We start from the raw sequence: 15,327 nt of genomic DNA on the forward strand, positions 1-15,327 counted from the left end.
TAAAGTATTTACCACCTTTTCCAGTGTAGCGCGTGCACATAGTTTGCATTCAAAACTAAACACTATGATTCAACATCAAATTACACTGGCCCAGGCCATCGATTACACGACCCGTTTCCGTGAAGATCCCGGAGAGGATATGCCTTACTCGGAAACTTTTTTGGCAAGTTCTGTAAAAGCATTATTGAACCAGAACGGATGTCATTCTTTTCGTATATATTTGGGAAGAAAGGCGGATACCCGAATCTGCAGCGTGCTGGTTGCTGTGGATGAAAACGGGCAGGATATTCTCCCCATAAATAATCCTGAACTGCTGACAGATGACGAAGGAATTATCCTTGAAGATGCATTCCAATGTCCCCCACTCTGTCCTCCGCCGTCGCCATTAAATGAATAGAATAGTCTGTCATGAACTATTTTTTGTTTGCGACCATATCTGCTTTTTCTATCTGTTTGCCTACAACGACAGCATTAATACGTTGTAAACAAATACCGGACAGGTATCAACCATTTCTATTAATCCTTCTCCTTGGGCTACTAAATGAAGGATTGAGTTTTATATTGATCAGGTTATATCACAATAACCTGATCAATTCTAACATATATACCTTACTTGAATACCTGTTGTATGTGTGGTTTTTTCTGAAACTGAACCCCTTAACCAAATTATCAATAATTGTTTCTGTTATTTCCGGAATATTGATATGGGTATTAGATAATCTTTGGCTTCACAGCCTGATGAACAGCAATTCACTCTTCCGAATATTTGCTTCACTATTAATTATTTGGTTCAGTATAGACAAACTTTCCCGTCTTACGTTTAACAGGTTTACTACCCACTATAAGAAAACCGATCTGCTATTATGCTTTTCTTTTCTGGCCTACTTTACTTTCCGTGCATTTATACATGTATTCAAACAGTTCTCTACAAGTCAAGCTACAAATTTCCACATCGATCTGTGGGTATTACTTTCTGCATTAAACATTCTTGTTAATATTTCATTTTTTATAGCCATTTTATGGATACCCAGACAACAACCAACTACACCATACTCTTAGCCAGTCTGATTTTTCTTACCATTCTGTTGGCTATGTTCATGTTCGCATTATTCCGGCAATACCGCTTCAGGCTCAAAGAATATGAATGGCAACTGGCCAGAGAAGTTGAACTCATCGATGCTGAAAGAAAAAGAATGCATATCGATCTGCATGATGAAATTGGAGCCGGCCTTGCATCTATCAGTATACTGGTTCAGCAACAATCAATTCAGGATGATACTATTCACAAAAAGGTATTGAAACAGGTACAGAATATGAGGATGAAAATTAGAGAGATTGCCTATAATTTTATTCCTCCCTCACTCGACAGTTTAGGTTTAAAAACTACTCTCATTGAATTACTGGAAGAAATAAATTCCAGTCATAAAATAAAGGTGTCGTGTACCCTTGATTTTGATGAACAAAATTTCCTCCCTCAGAAAGCAATACACATTTATAGAATTATAAAAGAAATACTGACTAATACACTCAAACATGCCGCTTGCAGTTCTGTTCAGTGCACAGTAAGAGTACAGCAAAAAAATCTTGTTCTCTTTATAGGGGATAATGGAATCGGATTTAATACCCAAAATAAAGATTGGATGCTTAAAGGGGCTGGCTTATCACATATTTATTCAAGGGTTAAATTATTACATGCAAGTATTAATCTTTCTTCTGATCATCATAAAGGAACCAGTTATGAAATTATAATTCCACTTGACTCACTTTTAAATCAACAGGAACATGGATAACCAGATTCGTATACTGATTGCCGACGACCATGAACTTTACCTGGAAGGTATCAAGGGATTTTTCAGTGATAATGAAATGTACCATATTGTAGGTGAAGCATCTAATGGTGAAGAGTTGGTTAAAAAAGCAAAAACGCTTGATCCTCAGATTATCTTAACTGATTTAAGAATGCCGTTACTGGAGGGTTCTATTGCTATAGAAAAGATCATTCAGTGGAACCCTTCTATTAAATGCGTAGTACTTACCAATTACGAAAACGATGTATCGATTATTGAAGCATTAGAAGCAGGAGCCATTGGATACATAACCAAGAATATGCCAAAGGCTGAATTGTTTACTGCCCTCGACCAGGTTTGCAAAGGCTACCCCTATTATTGCAGAACCACCAATACCAAAATGATTCGCCTGCTGGGGCGTAGCCATTTTAACCCTTACAAGCATAAACAATCCATCAATTTTTCTGAACTCGAATTAAAGATCATTCATATGATATGCCATGAGAAAACCAATCAGGAAATTGCAGAAATGCTTTTTCTCAGCAGAAGAACCATTGAAAACAATCGGGCATTAATCTACAAGAAAATGCAGGTGAGAACGTCTGCAGGTGTAGCTATTTATGCGCTAAAGCAGGGTTTGTTTTCGTTCAATGAATAAACAATTACATAGGCCCTTAAAAGCAAAAACCCCGATGGATGCAGAGCAGCGCCAAACGGGGAATAACAATGTAAAGATAATATTTATTTTAATTAAAAAACAATTTTAACCTGAAAAATTTACAGCATTGAAATTCAGCAAGTTTGAAGCATTGATTTCAGAACAACGGCTTTCCAGGTATAAAATTTCATGCTCATACAATACGCGTAGAACGATGCGCTTGTACCGTGCTAATATCAGGCTCTCTCAGGCTTTTCTTGCAACCATCAGCATATTTGAAGTTGTTTTAAGAAATAAAATTGATACGCATTACAAACATCAGTTTCTTCCTTCACCGCAGGCACAGGAATGGTTATTGGCATCAATACGGCCCGGTGGTTTTTTAACAAGCCCGGGTTGTAAAAAAACGTTCAGTAAAATTGAAGCGGCATATACCAGTCTCGGAAATAACTATACACATGGTAAACTACTCGCCGAACTTAGTTTTGGTACCTGGAAATTTATGTTTGCCGGTAACCAGTTTAGGGCGGGAGGAAATAGCTTATTAAAAATTTTCCCCTGCTTACCGCCCCATCATAACCAGGGTAATATATATGCAAGGCTAAACCGTATTAATTCTATCAGAAACCGGGTAGCACATCATGAACCCATTTGTTTTGGTATGGGTAATACCATTGCAACAGTATACGCAAGAACTCATTTTCAGGATATTATTGATCTGTTTACATGGATGGGAGTTGGTTATAAAGAAATTTTATCGGGTATTGATGGTGTACTAAAAGCAGCAGATTATATAGATGCCATTTGAGTTTAGCTCTTTGATACAAGCTCCTTTTTATGTAACAAACTGACAAAACCATTCGAGCAAAGAGGGCCTTTTCACCCATTGCACCCGCAAATTTTCGCCCCTGTCCTTATTAGCATTTTTGTCTCAGCGGTAAATCAAATCTTTAGGTTGCTTATACTTAAAACCGAACCGCATGAAAGAAAAATTTACTTTTCTTGTATTGTCATTATTCCTGCTTACAGGCGCCTATTCCCAATCTGGCAGTTCTGTTTCGGGCACCATACAGGATGAACAGGGAAAAAATATTGCTTCTGCCACTATTTCTCTTTTACAGCAAAAAGATTCTGCACTGGTAAAGCTGGCAGTAAGTAATGAAAACGGACAATACGAATTCATCAATATTAAACCGGGCAGGTACCTGCTTTCTGTGGTATTGGTAGGTTATACAAAAAAATGGTCGGCTCCATTTGCAGTAAATGCCGATCCGCTTACTGTTCCACTTATTTCGCTCCAACCTTCAGTACGCAACATGAATGAGGTTACGGTGAGTGCCAAGAAACCATTTGTAGAAACCAAAATAGACAGAACAGTTATTAATGTAGAAGCTTCTCCTACAAGTGCGGGTTCGAGTGCATTGGAGATCCTGGAAAAATCGCCGGGTGTAAGTGTAAGCAATGAAGGCAATATCAGCTTACGTGGTAAAGCCGGGGTAATTGTTATGCTCGATGGTAAACCTACTTATATGTCGGCCACCGACCTTGCCAACCTCTTACGCAATATGCCCGCTGCAGAATTAGATGTGGTAGAAATTATGACCAACCCTTCGGCCCGTTACGATGCGGCAGGTAATTCTGGTATTATTAATATTAAAACCAAAAAAGGACGCAGTAATGGTTTTAACGGTACACTTACGTTGGGTGCTACGGCCGCTCTCTTCAAACCTGAAGGGGCTTTGTATGTAATTCCAAAATCGCAGAACAGTTTTACTTTCAACTATAAACACAATAAGGTTAATTTCTTTGGCAGTTACCTGCCCAATTATTTCCGTGGCCGGCAGACACTCAATATTGAGCGAAATTTTTATGACGCCATGGGTAATAAAGATGGTTCATCAGACCTGGTAACCCGTTTCCGTTTTGGCAATTTCAATCAGACCCTTCGTTTGGGTTTAGATTATCAGCCCAATAAGAAAAATATTTTTGGTGTAGTAATGAGTGGTTTTTTGTTTGAAGGAAGACCATTACCTACCAGCTCATCTGTTATCAAAGACAATAACGGAAATATATTGTCAACTCTTTTATCGAGCACTAAAAATATTACCAGTTTTAAAAATTTTACAGGTAACCTCAACTGGAAACACAATTTCGATTCTGCAGGCAAAGAACTGACAACTGATATTGATTATGTAGTATACAACAATACTTCCGATTTGCTGCTTACTACCGATGTATATAACAGCAGCGGTAATCAGGTTGGTCCCAGTATTTTACTGAATGGCCACATTCCTTCTACCATCAATATCTGGTCCTTCAAATCTGATTATGTACAGCCTTACAAGGGCGGTCGTTTTGAAGCCGGTGTAAAAAGCAGTATTGTTGAAAATGACAATGAAGTGAATTATACCCGCCAGCTACCCGACAAAACATGGATTCCCGATAACCGATCCAATCATTTTATTTATCGGGAAAATATCAATGCAATCTATGTAAATGCCAATAAACAGTTGGGTAAGTGGTCGGTTCAAACAGGTTTGAGGCTGGAAAATACCATTGCCAAAGGGCGTCAGGTTTCAAACGATTCGAGTTTTAAAAGAAATTTTACCAACCTCTTTCCGAGTGTATTCATCAGTTATGCTTTCAATAAACAAAATCAGCTTACTGCTTCTTATAGCAGACGTATAACCAGACCCAATTACCAGGACCTGAATCCGTTTACTTTCTTTTTAGACTCTTTAACTTACAGGGTGGGTAATCCTTATCTCTTACCACAGTTTACACATAATGCAGAACTGACTTATGCTTTTAAATCGAAATTTATTTTTACGCTGGCAGTGAATACGACGAACAATGTAATTTCCCAAATTCTTCGCCAGAGTTCGGCAGATAAAATAACCTATAACACTTCCGAGAATATTGCAAAGTTCAACAACATAAGTTTCTCTGTTACAGCACCTGCCCGATTCAACTCATGGTGGAATGCCAATTTCTTTGCTACTGTTTTTAATAATCATTACAAAGGCATTTACAATACCGACCCGATTGATATTTCCTTTACTTCATTCAACATGAATATTACCAATAGTTTTGTGCTGAATAAGAAGAAAGGCCTGAATGCTGAACTCAGTGGTTTTTACCGTCATAAAACGGTTGATCAACTGGCTGTTTTCCATCCTGTTTATTTGATGAGTATTGGTTTACAAAAACAGGTAATGCAGGGCAAAGCCACCGTTCGTATGAATATTCGTGACCCCTTTGCCTGGCAAAAATTCAGGGCCACCACCAAATACAGTGATGTGGATGTAAAAACACTGGCTTTACCAGATGCCAGACAGGTTACCCTAACTTTTGCTTATCGTTTTGGAAAAAATACCCCCGGTTCACAACCCCGTCGCAGAACCAGCGGCTCTCAGGAAGAGCAGAGCCGTGTGGGTGGCGGGAACTAATGCCCAATTGGCCGGCCACCAACAGGAAGCAGACTATCCAATCCTATAAAAACAAAATCCCCCATCATCAGATGGGGGATTTTTATGCCCTGTATCGTTGATTTTAGTCTTTCTTTCACAGCTATCAGGCTTCATGGCCCCATTCTTGCGTGTCTAACAAACAAGCAAATAAACCCAATATGCATCATTACACACTGCAAACCCGTTTTATTACCCGAGAGTCGAAAGGTAATAACCTACTTAACATTCTTACAAGGTTGTACAACAAAATCGCCTATGTACATGGCTGTCATTTATATATTATTAACCAGGATACCGAAAATGGCGATCATATTCTGGTAACCGAATTATGGGACTCGCCCGAGAGTCATGCCAGTTCTCAAAAGCTTAGCGATTTCCAGGAAGCACTTTCACAGGCAAGTTCACTCCTCGCCATTGAGCCCGAAAGAAGGGTATTGAAAGCTGTAGCGGGTAAAGGGCTGTTGTAATATGAAACAGAGAAATAAGGAATAAGGAACAGTGAAAGGAGATAAATACCTTCTATAGTATTTTCTGATTCTTCTGTTCTTTATTCCTTATTTCTCTGTTTCCTATCTTTGCCGCCTGATGGGACAGAAAAAACTGATACGATTTGAAGCGATCAAGGGCTTTGACAATGTGCTGGAATATCCTGAAAATATGCAGGGTAAATGGAAGGATTTCTTCAACAACAGCAACCCGCTTACACTTGAGCTGGCTTGTGGCAAAGGTGAATATGCAGTAGGACTTGGCCGTATGTATACCCACAGGAATTTCATTGGTATCGATATTAAGGGTAACCGCATATGGCGTGGTGCCAAAACCGCGCTCGAAGAAGGATTAACCAATGTGGCTTTTATACGGTCGCATATGGATAAAATAACCAATTATTTTGAGCCGGGAGAAGTAGCTGAAATATGGATCACATTCCCCGATCCGCAACTGAGGATTTCCCGCGCCAAAAAAAGACTCACACATCCCAGATTTCTGCGGCTCTATCAACAGTTATTACAGAAAGACGGATTGGTACATTTAAAAACAGACAGTCCCGATCTTTATCATTTTACCTTACTGGTAATAGAATTATATGGGCTGGAACTACTTGAACATTCAGAAAATATTCATACACAGGAATCCATTAAGCCTGAATTACTGATTAAAACGCATTACGAAGGACTGGATATTGCCCAAAGCAACCGTATTCATTACCTCTGTTTTAAACTAAACAAAGAACTGTCTGTTGAAATTGATGAAATATTAAAACAACACCTTCGTGAACCATCCATTGATTGAGGGGCAAGATTTTTATTATGATGAACATGGTTATGTGGTTTTCACAGAAGCCTATCATACAGCCAAGGGGTATTGCTGTGGACATGGGTGCAGGCATTGTCCGTTTGAGTATGAGTCTGTTCCGGAACCCAGAAGAACAGCTTTAATTGAAGAGAAACAAAAAGCACTGATACCAAAATCGTAAATTGCCTGTATAAATTTTTACAGGTGCCTCCAAAAAAAATTACAGAAAAACCCCGCTCCGTTTTACCCGGTGGTGGCAAAGACATTTCCTTTTTTGAACAGGTATATGATGTTGTTCGTCTTATACCAAAGGGGCGTGTAACTTCTTATGGTGCTATTGCTGCATTTTTAGGAACCAAAATGAGTGCCCGTATGGTAGGCTGGGCCATGAATGGTTCTTTCCATGTAAAACCCAAAGTGCCGGCACACCGTGTGGTAAACAGGAACGGCATGCTTAGCGGCAAAGCTCATTTTGCAACACCTACACTAATGGAGGAATTACTGGCTAAAGAAAAGATAAAAGTAAAAGATGACCAGATTGTAGATTTCGATAAAAAATACTGGGACCCGGCGGAGAATTTGGAAATTTGAAAATGTGCTAATTTGGAAATAACAGGAGAATTTAATTTTCAAATTAGCACATTTCCAAATTAAGAATAATAAGGGCTAATCATCAGGTACACCACCGGACCGGTAACAGCTACATAAAACCATAAGGGCCAGGTTATTTTGGCGATTTTACGGTGTTGCGCATATTCGCCGGTGAGGCCACGATAAGCGGTGAATAAAATAAAAGGCAGGATGATGGCCGCCAGAAATATATGCGTAATCAGTATAAGGAAATACACAATCCGTATACTTCCTGCTGCTAATTTCTCTGCTTCGCTTACAATACCATTATGATCCGTATCACCAAATTTTGCTTCTCCGGCTAATAAATGATGAAGAATATAGGACACAAGAAAGGCAACTGATAAAAGGAGTGCTGCCATCATAATACGTTTATGCTGAGCGTATTTCTTTTGTTTTACTGCTATGAGTGCTGCCACCAGTAAAACGGCAATCACTGCATTGATAAATGCATTGATTTTTGCAAAAATATGTACATCAAAGTTTAGGTCGATATTGAGTTTTATTTTCCCAAGCGCCACTACAGCAGTGAATACAACTACTGAAAAAATACCTATGAGCCAGCGGGCCTGTTTGTCGTTTTTGGGGAGTGAAGGTTCGAGCATGATTATTTTAGTTTATTGTCATTGTCCGGATGGACTTCTGTGGAGAAAACACAGAAGTTCATAGAAAAGTTGGTATTTTATCCATTTATTTTTCTTCGTTTGCGCATATATAAAACAAAGAAAATAACAAGCATAACAATGATGAGCCATAACCAGCTCAGGTCGATGATTTGCATGAATACGGTACTCTTTTTCTTTTCGTCTTTCTCCAGCATTAACAAGCCAATATCTCTTGCCAGTTTTGATAAAGATGATGAGTCGAGTCCATTATAATATCCTCTTACATACCTGTCTTTATCGAGCAGCACAAAACGGGTGGTGTGTACAAAATCCGGACTCATCGGTTCTTCGCTGAACTTGTCTACTTTAAGTTCTTCAAATGCAAAACGGTAAATAGAATCTTTGTTACCTGTAAGCATCCACCAGTTATCGTGGTTTACAGCAAAACGATCTGCATAATCTTTAATAATATTTACCGAATCGTGTTCCGGATCTACTGTAAATGAAACGAACTGTACAATAGATGTGTCTATTTTTTTGCGAACATTACCCCCTCTCAGGAACGATTGCTGCAGTCTGGCCATATTGCGGGTAAGTCCGGGACAGATGCTTCTACAACTGGTAAAAAAGAAATCAACCACCATAATCTTACCCTGCTTATCATACAGGCTTACGGTGTCGCCTAACTGGTTTTGCAGTGTTATATTCGATGTTTTGTGCCAGATGCTGTCTGTTATCATTTTACCTTTCTCTACCCGGGTAACAACGGTATCGAGCAGGTATTTACGGGGCATATCTACCGCATTTTCACTGGCATATTTTAAAACAAGGTAACAGAAAACCGGAATAAAAACGGCCACCATTAAACCCAGTATCGCTTTCCTGTTCATATTCGAGTGGTATAAAAAAACCATCGCCACATGAGCGATGGTTTCCAATTAATATTTTACAATAAAAATTCTAGTGTTTGTTTTCCACCGCTTCTTTGCTCTCATGTGTTGTTGAATCGGCATGAGATGCTGCTGCTCCATGTGTGCCACCATGTGCTTTCTTTTCTACCTTAATAGTGCTTTGTTCTTTGAAATAAGGATCGTAAGTATTACGCAGGTTTCTGAATGAGTTACCATCTGCAAGGAAAGCTATGATGAACCAGATGAATAATGCCAGCGGCACTACGATGGTCATAATCAGGTTTTTAATTTCATGTTTCAGGTGCATGAAATAACCTACGATATAAAATGCTTTTGCCAGCATCAGGATAATAATGGTTCCTTTAACGGCCAAACGTAATCCTTCACTTTCCATACCTATCATCCAGAAACCGAGTACCAGTTCTATGATGGTTAATACAGAAAGGATGATGGTTACTTTTTTGATTTCGCTGGTACCGCCTCCATGTGTTTCTTCGTGACCTACTGTATGTGACATATCAATATCTTAATTAAATGAATGAATGTTGATTAAACCAGGTAAAAACAGGTAAATACAAATACCCAAACCAGGTCTACAAAGTGCCAGTATAAACCGGCTTTTTCGATCATCAGGTAATGTCCGCGCTGTTCAAACTTATCCATGAGTGTCATGATCAGCATTACGATATTGATGATCACACCCGAGAATACATGGAAGCCATGGAAACCGGTAATGGTAAAGAAATAGTTAGTAAAATTGGTAGAAGAAGCGGTTCCGTCAGCATTCAGGAAAGGGTTACTGCCCCACCATGCACCTTCGTGGTGTAAGTGGTTCCACTCCCATGCCTGACAACCCAAAAAGGCCAGACCACCGATAATGGTCCAAACAAGGTTTTTCACCACCCCTTTTTTATCCATGTTATGACCTGCATGTACAGCCAGAACCATGGTTACTGAGCTGATGATCAGGATAAAGGTCATAATACTCACGAACACCAACGGCGCATTCATCCCTTCCGGAGCAAAAGGGAAACTTTTGAAGACCTCATTGGGGTCGGGCCATCCATTGGTAGAGAAACGAATGGTACCATATGAGATCAGGAATGCACCAAATGTGAAGGCATCACTCATGAGGAAGTACCACATCATTAATTTGCCGTACTCTACATTGAAGGGACTCTTTCCGCCACCCCACAATTTGGTTGTTGTTGCAGTTGTTGTCGTTGCCATGATCGTTCTAAAAATTTCGTTACAAAAATATTGGCTGTTGTTCAAAAAAGGTGCATAAACCTTAACTTTTTCTTCAACTATCCGATCCAGTTATAAAAGATGAAAAGATAGATCCAGAGCACATCTACAAAGTGCCAGTAAGTACCCGCTACTTCTACCGGAACACTGCTGTAGGTCTTTGTTTTTCGGCTGTAAGCGCGTACAAACATCACCAGCAATGCAATTACACCTCCGAGTACGTGCAGCATGTGTAAACCCGTAATTACAAACAGGAATGATGCCGCCGAATTGCTTTTAGGGCCTACCAGTGCAATATTGTTTGCTTCCAGGTCTACAAAACCGAGGTATTGCAATACAATGAACAATACGCCCAGTGCAGCAGTAATTGTTATCAGACTCCGATAACGCCCCATTTCTCTGGCTTTAAATGCTTTGGCTGCCAGGTGCATGGTTACACTGCTGATTAATATTACAAAAGTAGAATACCAGAATACCACGGGCAGATCGAATTCAAGCCAGCTACTCTGGTTCTTTTTTACAATATAGGCACTCGTTAGTCCCGCAAATGCCATTACAATACTACCCATGGCCACCCACATAGTAAATTTATGCGGGTGAATGCGTTTGGGCTCATTGGTCTGCACGGTTGTCATCATCTCAGTTTTATTTTTTGAGTGAGTGATGAGTAGTGAGTAAAGAAAACACTCACTATTCACTACTCACTACTCACTTTATTTTATCCGCCAGTAAGGATAGCAACACTATCGGTAGATAGATATAGCTGCTGAACATTACCCGGCGTGCTGCTTTTACATCCATATCGCGGTATAGCCGAACACTTTGTATCACCATAAACAGATTAGCCGCAATTACAATCCACATACTCGTTTCACCTGTCAATCCGAAATAGTAAGGCAATATACCAACCGGTATCATCAACACTGAATACATAATAGCCTGTAATGCCGTGAATTTGGTTGGACCCAAATCGGATGGCAATAATTTAAAGCCGGCTTTACTGTAGTCACTGTGTGCTACCCACGCAATGGCCCAGAAATGCGGGAACTGCCAGAGAAACTGTATGCCAAACAATATCCACCCACCTGCACTAAAATCATCATTACCGGCTACCCATCCTATCAAGCAGGGCAGTGCTCCCGGAAAAGCCCCCACCAATACAGCAATTGAGTTTATTTTTTTCAGCGGCGTATAGATATACGCATACAGAAACAAACTGAAAGCCGACAACAATGCCGATGAGAGATTGAAGAAATACCACATCATTCCCACACCTAATAAGCCTGCAATCAGGGCAAACACATAGGCTTCCTGTTGTTTCATTCTGCCATTGGCCACCGGTCTTTTACCGGTACGTTTCATCATGGCATCCGTATCTTTCTCAACAGCCTGGTTAATAGCATTGGCACTTCCTGTTACCAGCATACCCGCAATAAAAAGAACTACAATCATCCCCAGATCATACTCCACTACTTTTGGCGCCAGCAGGTAACAAACCACACATGAAAAAACTACCGTAAAACTCAACGTGAATTTGATGAGCTGGAAGTAATCCTTCACTTTGGCCGCTACCGAATACGATGCTGAGCTTTTTGTATCTGCTGTCATTTAATCTGATTAGTCCCACAATATCAACAAGTCAACTCTTTCTCCACTTCTTATTCCCTATCCCTCCAAGTCTAAAAACAATGCTCCCGAATGATCGGGAGCATTGACATTATTCAAATCCTGTAACTGTTACCAGTTTTACAAGACAGTTATCAATTAATGATGATCACTTTCATCTGCTCCCACCGGTGTTGTTTGCGGAATAAATTCCTTACCATCTTTACCATAATCATAAGCCCAACGGTGTACTTCAGGTATTTCACCCACCCAGTTACCATGACCAGGATGAATGGGTGTAGTCCACTCAAGTGTATTGGCACCCCATGGATTGAGTGTGGTTACTTTTCTTCCTTTGAAAATAGAGTAGAAGAAATTGAACAGGAACAATAACTGTACAGCAAATACAATCATAGCTACTGTGCTGATGAATCTGTTCAGTTCTACGAATTGTTTAAAGCTTTCCCAGATACTATAATCGTAGTAACGGCGTGGCATACCTGCAAGACCTTCGTAGTGCATTGGCCAGAAGATCAGGTAAGCACCGGCAATGGTTACCCAGAAATGGATATATCCCATGGTATTGTTCAGGTACTTGCCATACATTTTAGGGAACCAGTGGTAGATACCTGCGAACATACCAAACATAGATGCCACACCCATTACAATATGGAAGTGTGCAATTACGAAATAAGTATCGTGCAGGTGAATATCCAATGCTGAGTTACCCAGCCATATACCAGTTAAACCTCCGGAGATAAATAAGCTAACAAATCCGATAGCGAACATCATACCTGGTGTGAAACGGATATTACCTCTCCACAAAGTGGTGAGCCAGTTAAATACTTTGATAGCAGATGGTACTGCAATCAATAATGTAAGTAATACGAAGATAGAACCTAAGAAAGGATTCAGTCCGGTTACAAACATATGGTGTGCCCATACCAGGAAGGCGAGAATAGCAATAGCGAACAGTGACCCAATCATCGCCATATAACCGAAGATGGGTTTACGTGAGTTCACAGAAAGAATCTCTGATACCATACCCATGGCAGGTAACAGGATAATATATACTTCAGGGTGACCTAAGAACCAGAACAAGTGCTGGTAAAGGATGGCGCTACCACCTTCATTAGGCAATGCACCCACACCATTGATAAAAATATCTGACAGGTAAAAACTTGTTCCAAAATTTCTGTCGAAAATCAACAGGATAAAACCTGAGAATAATACAGGGAATGATAATACACCCAGTACAGCAGTAAAGAACAATGCCCAGATAGTAAGTGGCAATCGGGTCATGCTCATACCTTTTGTACGCATGTTTAATACTGTTGCGATATAGTTCAAACCACCCAACAGAGAAGATACTACGAATAAGGCCATTGATATAAGCCACATATCCATCCCTATTTTAGAACCCGGCGAAGCATCGCCCAATGCACTTAAAGGCGGATAAGCAGTCCAACCACCACTAAAGGGTCCTGTTTCAACAAACATGGATGAAAGCATCACGATACTGGCCGCAAAGAAGAACCAGTAGCTCAGCATATTCATAAAAGGAGATGCCATATCGCGTGCACCTACCTGTAGAGGAATCAGGAAATTGGCAAAAGTACCACTCAGACCCGCAGTTAATACAAAGAATACCAGTACAGTACCGTGTGTAGTAACCAGCGCATAATAAGCTTCAGGTGTAATACGACCACCTTTAGCCCATTTACCCAGAATATCTTCGAGCCATGGGAAAGTAGCATCAGGATAACCCAGTTGTAAACGGAAGAGTACACTCATCAGACCACCCAATACAGCCCATACCATACCGGTAATCAGAAACTGTTTGGCGATCATTTTATGATCCTGGCTAAATACATACTTGCTGATGAAAGTCTCATGATGGTGATGCTCATGATGATGATCGCCATGACCTTCATGTGTGGTCACTGCTCCATGTGCATGCACTACTGCTTCATTACTCATAATCTGCTTTTATAAATTTCTATCAATGATAACAACCGTTTCGTATTCCGGTTGAACAATGTTTTACAATTTTGCCACTGCTTTCTTCACTGCTTCAACAGGTTTTGCAGAAGCTGTTTTAGCAGTGTCTGCAACCGCTTTTGGCGCGGCAGTATCCTTATCAGGGAACTGCTGTGCGTAATACGGCTTTTGTTTCACCATCCAGGCATCATACTCTTCCTGGTCTACTACTTCTATTACTCCTTTCATAGAATAGTGTCCGTTACCACACATCTGATCGCAACTGATTTCATATTGGAAGTCAGGATTTTTTGTCAACTCCTTCATTTCCTTTGTGGTGTACTTTGGCGTAAACCACAATGTGGTAGGTATTCCCGGAACCGCATCCATTTTCATACGGAAATGAGACAGACCCACGTCATGAATTACGTCTCTTGAGCCGATGATGAGTTTTACGGGTTTGCCTTTCACGAGATACATGGTTTGCTCCATTACCAGGTCATCATGACCCAGTTTATCTTCCCATATCAAACCCAGACTATTCGATGCGTTGTCGATGTTTTTATAATATTTTTTTCCGAATGATCCGTCTTTACCCGGATAGCGATAGATCCAGCCAAACTGTTTGCCGGTTACTTCCACTACCATGGCATTCTGAGGAGGCTCTCCGGTAAACAGGAACCAGTTTCTCAACCCAATTACAACCAGAACAGTTAATGCGATGGCAGGAATAACTGTCCAGATAACTTCAAGCTTTGTGTTATGTGGGAAGAAGAATACTTTACGGTTTTCTTTTTCCTGGTATTTATAGGCAAACCAGAACAGAACGATCTGTGTAAGGATAAACACCACACCTGTTAAAGCCAGTGTAACCCATAACATTGAATCTACACGTGCGCCTTCCACACTGGCAGCATCCTGCACCAGCAGGGTCTTACCATAATAAAGTTTATTACAGTACCACACACCGATAAGACCCAATACCAGAAATCCCATCATCAGGAATCCGTTGATCTTATTGTTTTGTTTACGGCTTACTTCTTCTCCTTTCAGTACCGATACATATTCGCTCGCTTTGGCGATCTGAAATATCACTACAAAAATCAGTACAATTACGGCTATGGTTAAAAACATTGTCAT

At 40.3% G+C, this 15,327-nt stretch carries 17 protein-coding genes; 9 read left to right on the top strand and 8 right to left on the bottom strand.

Features of this window, described 5'->3' with window-relative positions:
• Positions 1–64: 64 nt before the first annotated feature.
• From KXJ59_RS13665 to KXJ59_RS13705, 9 genes are all read left to right on the top strand, one after another.
• A complete protein-coding gene (locus tag KXJ59_RS13665) occupies positions 65–397 on the top strand; it encodes a hypothetical protein (RefSeq protein ID WP_295205722.1) in 333 nt (110 codons plus the stop codon).
• Positions 398–1,019: 622 nt separating this feature from the next.
• A complete protein-coding gene (locus tag KXJ59_RS13670) occupies positions 1,020–1,790 on the top strand; it encodes an ATP-binding protein (protein ID WP_295205725.1) in 771 nt (256 codons plus the stop codon).
• Positions 1,783–2,445: a response regulator transcription factor gene (locus tag KXJ59_RS13675; protein ID WP_295205728.1), complete on the top strand. Its 663-nt coding sequence runs from the start codon at positions 1,783–1,785 to the stop codon at positions 2,443–2,445. Before KXJ59_RS13670 ends, KXJ59_RS13675 begins: the two co-directional genes overlap by 8 nt.
• A gap of 214 nt (positions 2,446–2,659) precedes the next feature.
• On the top strand, positions 2,660–3,253 hold the full coding sequence (locus tag KXJ59_RS13680; RefSeq protein ID WP_295205731.1) for a hypothetical protein: 594 nt from the start codon (positions 2,660–2,662) through the stop codon (positions 3,251–3,253).
• A 172-nt stretch (positions 3,254–3,425) separates the two neighbouring features.
• Positions 3,426–5,894 (top strand): TonB-dependent receptor, encoded by a 2,469-nt coding sequence (locus KXJ59_RS13685; RefSeq protein ID WP_295205734.1) that lies wholly within the window; start codon positions 3,426–3,428, stop codon positions 5,892–5,894.
• A gap of 179 nt (positions 5,895–6,073) precedes the next feature.
• The gene (locus KXJ59_RS13690; protein WP_295205737.1) at positions 6,074–6,382 is read left to right on the top strand and encodes an antibiotic biosynthesis monooxygenase; all 309 of its coding nucleotides are present in this window, start codon (positions 6,074–6,076) and stop codon (positions 6,380–6,382) included.
• Between the two features lie 118 nt (positions 6,383–6,500).
• Positions 6,501–7,205, top strand: a complete 705-nt coding sequence (trmB, locus tag KXJ59_RS13695; RefSeq protein ID WP_295205739.1) for a tRNA (guanosine(46)-N7)-methyltransferase TrmB — start codon at positions 6,501–6,503, stop codon at positions 7,203–7,205.
• Positions 7,186–7,389, top strand: coding sequence for a DUF5522 domain-containing protein (locus KXJ59_RS13700; protein ID WP_295205742.1), 204 nt, complete (start codon positions 7,186–7,188; stop codon positions 7,387–7,389). The genes trmB and KXJ59_RS13700 overlap by 20 nt, the downstream gene beginning before the upstream one ends.
• 23 nt (positions 7,390–7,412) lie before the next feature.
• Positions 7,413–7,799 carry an MGMT family protein gene (locus KXJ59_RS13705; RefSeq protein ID WP_295205745.1) on the top strand — a complete coding sequence of 129 codons (387 nt, stop codon included), beginning with the start codon at positions 7,413–7,415 and terminating at the stop codon, positions 7,797–7,799.
• A gap of 59 nt (positions 7,800–7,858) precedes the next feature.
• Here KXJ59_RS13705 and KXJ59_RS13710 read toward each other — a convergent pair whose 3' ends face one another.
• The 8 genes from KXJ59_RS13710 to KXJ59_RS13745 form a co-directional block, all read right to left on the bottom strand.
• Entirely contained in the window at positions 7,859–8,443 is a 585-nt protein-coding gene (locus KXJ59_RS13710) for a DUF420 domain-containing protein (protein ID WP_295205748.1), read from the bottom strand.
• Between the two features lie 77 nt (positions 8,444–8,520).
• Positions 8,521–9,333: an SCO family protein gene (locus KXJ59_RS13715; RefSeq protein ID WP_295205751.1), complete on the bottom strand. Its 813-nt coding sequence runs from the start codon at positions 9,331–9,333 to the stop codon at positions 8,521–8,523.
• 70 nt (positions 9,334–9,403) lie between these two features.
• Positions 9,404–9,871 carry a cytochrome C oxidase subunit IV family protein gene (locus KXJ59_RS13720; protein ID WP_295205754.1) on the bottom strand — a complete coding sequence of 156 codons (468 nt, stop codon included), beginning with the start codon at positions 9,869–9,871 and terminating at the stop codon, positions 9,404–9,406.
• Positions 9,872–9,903: 32 nt separating this feature from the next.
• Positions 9,904–10,584 (bottom strand): cytochrome c oxidase subunit 3, encoded by a 681-nt coding sequence (locus KXJ59_RS13725; RefSeq protein WP_295205758.1) that lies wholly within the window; start codon positions 10,582–10,584, stop codon positions 9,904–9,906.
• A gap of 77 nt (positions 10,585–10,661) precedes the next feature.
• Entirely contained in the window at positions 10,662–11,240 is a 579-nt protein-coding gene (locus KXJ59_RS13730; protein WP_295205761.1) for a heme-copper oxidase subunit III, read from the bottom strand.
• Positions 11,241–11,310: 70 nt separating this feature from the next.
• Positions 11,311–12,210 (bottom strand): heme o synthase, encoded by a 900-nt coding sequence (gene cyoE / locus KXJ59_RS13735; RefSeq protein WP_295205764.1) that lies wholly within the window; start codon positions 12,208–12,210, stop codon positions 11,311–11,313.
• 156 nt (positions 12,211–12,366) lie between these two features.
• Positions 12,367–14,187, bottom strand: coding sequence for a cbb3-type cytochrome c oxidase subunit I (locus tag KXJ59_RS13740; RefSeq protein ID WP_295205767.1), 1,821 nt, complete (start codon positions 14,185–14,187; stop codon positions 12,367–12,369).
• Positions 14,188–14,250: 63 nt separating this feature from the next.
• On the bottom strand, positions 14,251–15,327 hold the full coding sequence (locus tag KXJ59_RS13745) for a cytochrome c oxidase subunit II (RefSeq protein WP_295205770.1): 1,077 nt from the start codon (positions 15,325–15,327) through the stop codon (positions 14,251–14,253).

The sequence above is a fragment of the Sediminibacterium sp. genome, from assembly GCF_019264485.1.
Taxonomy (GTDB): Bacteria; Bacteroidota; Bacteroidia; order Chitinophagales; family Chitinophagaceae; genus Sediminibacterium.

Coding starts and splice junctions, on each gene's coding strand:
- KXJ59_RS13665 (WP_295205722.1), top strand. CDS start 65: ATGATTCAACATCAAATTACACTGGCCCAGGCCATCGATTACACGACC.
- KXJ59_RS13670 (WP_295205725.1), top strand. CDS start 1,020: ATGGATACCCAGACAACAACCAACTACACCATACTCTTAGCCAGTCTG.
- KXJ59_RS13675 (WP_295205728.1), top strand. CDS start 1,783: ATGGATAACCAGATTCGTATACTGATTGCCGACGACCATGAACTTTAC.
- KXJ59_RS13680 (WP_295205731.1), top strand. CDS start 2,660: ATGCGCTTGTACCGTGCTAATATCAGGCTCTCTCAGGCTTTTCTTGCA.
- KXJ59_RS13685 (WP_295205734.1), top strand. CDS start 3,426: ATGAAAGAAAAATTTACTTTTCTTGTATTGTCATTATTCCTGCTTACA.
- KXJ59_RS13690 (WP_295205737.1), top strand. CDS start 6,074: ATGCATCATTACACACTGCAAACCCGTTTTATTACCCGAGAGTCGAAA.
- trmB (WP_295205739.1), top strand. CDS start 6,501: ATGGGACAGAAAAAACTGATACGATTTGAAGCGATCAAGGGCTTTGAC.
- KXJ59_RS13710 (WP_295205748.1), bottom strand. CDS start 8,443: ATGCTCGAACCTTCACTCCCCAAAAACGACAAACAGGCCCGCTGGCTC.
- KXJ59_RS13715 (WP_295205751.1), bottom strand. CDS start 9,333: ATGAACAGGAAAGCGATACTGGGTTTAATGGTGGCCGTTTTTATTCCG.
- KXJ59_RS13720 (WP_295205754.1), bottom strand. CDS start 9,871: ATGTCACATACAGTAGGTCACGAAGAAACACATGGAGGCGGTACCAGC.
- KXJ59_RS13725 (WP_295205758.1), bottom strand. CDS start 10,584: ATGGCAACGACAACAACTGCAACAACAACCAAATTGTGGGGTGGCGGA.
- KXJ59_RS13730 (WP_295205761.1), bottom strand. CDS start 11,240: ATGATGACAACCGTGCAGACCAATGAGCCCAAACGCATTCACCCGCAT.
- cyoE (WP_295205764.1), bottom strand. CDS start 12,210: ATGACAGCAGATACAAAAAGCTCAGCATCGTATTCGGTAGCGGCCAAA.
- KXJ59_RS13740 (WP_295205767.1), bottom strand. CDS start 14,187: ATGAGTAATGAAGCAGTAGTGCATGCACATGGAGCAGTGACCACACAT.
- KXJ59_RS13745 (WP_295205770.1), bottom strand. CDS start 15,327: ATGACAATGTTTTTAACCATAGCCGTAATTGTACTGATTTTTGTAGTG.